The organism is Candidatus Clostridium eludens (genome assembly GCF_045310515.1).
In the GTDB taxonomy this organism is placed as follows: Bacteria; Bacillota; Clostridia; order Clostridiales; family Clostridiaceae; genus Clostridium_B; species Clostridium_B eludens.
Map to the genome: position 1 here is coordinate 1 of NZ_JBJHZX010000101.1, position 3,870 is coordinate 3,870.

Annotated in this window: 3 protein-coding genes; all 3 read left to right on the forward strand. The window is 27.4% G+C overall.

Translation table 11 applies throughout. From position 1 onward, the window contains the following. The first annotated feature begins 220 nt into the window (after window positions 1-220). The 3 genes from ACJDU8_RS25170 to ACJDU8_RS25180 are packed head-to-tail and all read left to right on the forward strand — an operon-like array spanning window position 221 to window position 3,753. Window positions 221-1,372: a tyrosine-type recombinase/integrase gene (locus ACJDU8_RS25170; protein ID WP_406794934.1), complete on the forward strand. Its 1,152-nt coding sequence runs from the start codon at window positions 221-223 to the stop codon at window positions 1,370-1,372. Then, a complete protein-coding gene (locus tag ACJDU8_RS25175; RefSeq protein WP_406794935.1) occupies window positions 1,344-3,371 on the forward strand; it encodes a tyrosine-type recombinase/integrase in 2,028 nt (675 codons plus the stop codon). The genes ACJDU8_RS25170 and ACJDU8_RS25175 overlap by 29 nt, the downstream gene beginning before the upstream one ends. After that, window positions 3,364-3,753, forward strand: a complete 390-nt coding sequence (locus tag ACJDU8_RS25180) for a hypothetical protein (RefSeq protein WP_406794936.1) — start codon at window positions 3,364-3,366, stop codon at window positions 3,751-3,753. Before ACJDU8_RS25175 ends, ACJDU8_RS25180 begins: the two co-directional genes overlap by 8 nt. The last annotated feature ends 117 nt before the right edge of the window (window positions 3,754-3,870 follow it).

A 3,870-nucleotide genomic window follows, 5' to 3' on the forward strand; every position in this document is an offset into this window, starting at 1 on the left:
AAGAAAATGCTGTTATACTTGTAATATAGATTTATACAATATAAGAACTAAATAGTATAGATATATAAATTATTAAATCATAGTTTACATATTAAGTTTAGACGATTATTTTTTTATAGTTTTTAAATATTATATATCTAATAAATAATTATAGATTAAATAGCTAATAACAGACTTATAATCATAGTTAATGATAATTATGATTAGGAGGAAACATAAGATGAAAGTTGAAAAGGTAATAGGGAAGGATGGAAATATATTAAGCTATATATTAGTTGGGTCTAATTTTAGTGAAATTGATGTTGTTGGAAATTTCATTAGATTTTTGCAAGTTAAAAACTATTCTCCCAACACGATAAAAAATTATATATATGATTTGAAATATTATTTTGAGTATTTAGAGAGTTCAAATAAAGAATATAATAACGTTGAACCGAAAGAGTTAGTAAACTTTATTGAATATTTAAAAGGAATAAAAGTTGTAAATAAAACTAATAAGGTTGTAAGTATTTATGATGTACGAAGTGAATTTACATCATATGGAGGATTATCAGCAACAACAATAAATAGAATATTAGCCTGTATATCTTCTTTTTATGATTGGGTTACACTTAATGACAGTAGTATAAATAATCCTATTATAAATGTGGTAAATTATAAAACAGTTCCAGTTAGCGATTCTTACAAAGGTATGTTGTCGTTTGCTAAAAAAGGTAATCAGATGAAATCGAGATTCTTAAAAATAAAAGTACCTAAGAAACTACCAAGACCAATAAGTGATACAAATATAAACTTGATAATAAACTCATTTAAGACTTATAGAGATAGAGCAATATTATTATTGGCTTTACAAGGAGGTTTGAGAATAGGTGAGATTTTAGGGCTAACATTTGAAGATATAAATTTTAGAAAGCGTGAATTAAGTATAACTTTTAGAGAAGATAATCCTAATGGAGCAAGAGTTAAAGGTAGTAAAGACAGAGTTGTTCAATTATATGAACCAGAAGCTTTAAATGAATTGAATAACTATATTTTATACGAAAGACCAGATAGTGAAACTGAATATATATTTCTTTCAAATAAAGGTAAGAAAAAAGGTGAAGCACTAACTTATCAGGGTATAAACACCATATTTAATTATCATTGCAAAAAATTAGGATTAAAGGAGAATGGAATGGGTAAAATGCTCACTCTACACGCTCTTAGACATACACATGCCACAAGGATGTATGAAGGTGGTATGAGTTTATTAAGTTTACAAAAGCGTTTAGGACACTCTTCACCACAATCAACTCAAGTATATACAAAAATAGCTGATGCCAAAGTCAAGGAGGAGTATAAGCGTGTTATCGACAATACTAAAGAAAAGTAATGATATTTGGGCAAATACTGGACATTTAAAAGAAAAAGAATTTGAAAAGCTTTTAAGAAAATGTGGATATACGCAATCAACAATAGGAAATCAAATATATGTATATAGAAATTTTAAAGAAAAATATGTAAACTTATCTGATTGGTTTGAGGAAGATATTTTCATTAGGGTTAGTGATATTAAAGATAGAGATGTAAATTATAGAAGTAGAATATATTTATTTCTAATGTCAATAATGGGACTTAAATTAGATTATGGATTTCTATGTTCTATTAGTGGAACAGATGGTTATGTAAGACTTTTATCATATTTAAATATAGACATTGGATTTGAAGATTTAAGAGCTAAGAGCATAGAACTTGGTTATAGTGAATTTATTGCTGGAACATCACTTAAATGGGCTTTGGTTAGAATTCTTATGCATACTGGTAAGTTACATTACTCAGAGGTTACACTTGAAGATATAAATGAGTTTAGAGATTATGCTTTAATATATGAAAAGGTTGGGTTTAAAGAAAAGAAAAAAGGGGAAAAAGCTTCCCAAAATGTTGTAGATAGATTTACTGGGTCTTTATATCAATTACAGTTAACTTTATATGTCCTCGGAGTTGTTAAAGAAGAACCTAAAAGAGTTTATTCAAGACAAAGAAGAATAGATAGAGAATTAAGCCATATATCTAATAAAGATATTTCTGATGTGGTTGTAAGATATTTAAATCAATGTAAATTGATAAAGGAGAAAGGAACTATTGAGCATAGTTTCAGAGCTATAAATAAATTTATTTTATGGTTACAGGATACACATTCAGAAATAACTAATTTAGAAATGTTAACGAGAGAAGTATTAGAAGAATATCTAAAACATTTAAAAGAAAATGGTTCATCTAAGTTTGGAAAGCCATATACAACTAATGCCTTAGTTAGTTATACATGCTCCATTAAAGTGTTCTTGGATGAAATATTAGCCTGGGGATATGATAATATTCCTACAAGGAAGTTATTGTTTGATTATGATATACCTAAAAGACCCAAATCTAAGCCTAGATATATAAAAGAGAGTGATTTGAATAAACTTATGGCATCAGTAAAGAAACTTGAATGTCCTTATCAAAGAAATGCTATAATTTTAGCAAGATGGACAGGTGCAAGAAGAGAGGAAATCCAAAGATTAGACATAAATTCTTTAGATTACTATTCAGACGGTACTCCTAAGTTATTAATACCTATTGGTAAGACTAATGAATCAAGATGGGTTCCAATAAATGAAGAAGCCGAAAATGCTTATAAAGAGCTTTTAGAGATTAGGAAAAATACAGGAAACATTAAAGGATTGATGGATAGAAAAACTAAGAAAATTACAGATTACTTATTTATGAAAAGAAATCAAAGAATTTCTATAAGTTATCTGTTTCAAGACGGACTTCAGCATGCCTGTGAAGATGCGGGATTAATTGATGAAAATGGTAAAGCTAAATATACCCCACATCAGTTTAGGCATACTATTGGTACTACAATGGCTAATAAGGGAGCTTCTGTCCAAACTATTATGAAGATGTTAGGACACCAGTCCCCAGATATGACAATAGTTTATTCAACTATATTTGATGAAACTGTAAAAGAGGAATATCAAAAAACAGTAGATAATAAAGACGTAATATCTGGTGGTTTATATGCTAAATCACTTAGAAATAATGAGTTAAATAAAGAAGAAATTGATTGGATTAAAGCTAATTTTCATAAAACATATTTAATAACAGGTCATTGTTTTCATCATACAAGAGAACCAATGTGTGATTTTGCAGATGCTTGCTTCTTTTGTTCGAAATATGTTACAACTAAAGAGCATATACCAATATTGAAAGAAAAATATGAAGTTGAAAATAAACTAATTGAAGATGCAGAAACTCGTAATTGGGAAAAAGAGGTTGTAAGACATAGACGTGTAGCTAATAGGGTAAAAGAAATATTAAATGAGTTAGGAGTTGAATTAGATGGCTAATAAAACTCCATCCCAAAATGGATTAATAGACTATAGAAAACAACGACAGATTGATACTCAAAATAAGATTATAGAAGCATTTGAATCTATAAAGCGTAGCAATAAGAAGATGAGCATAAATTCAGTTGCTAAAAAAGCAGGTGTATCAACTGTTACTGTATATAAGTATCATGAATTAGCTGAGAAGATTAAAGGATTTCGAGACGGAATTCATACAAAGAGAATTAAAAAAAGAAGTAATGTTACTGTTAATCAATTAGAGATAATAAATCAAGGTCTAGAAATGAAAATAGAAGAACTAAAAAGAGAAAATGAAGCATTAAGAAAAAGAATAGAAGTACAAAACGGTGAATTATTTGCACTCAAAAATAATTTGAAATAGTAACTATAACATATAAACTATGTATTATAATTTATCATAGTTTATATGTTAAATATAATAAATGTATTTGTAAATAAATATTAATATTAAAAATAACACTTGATTAAAAATATAAAT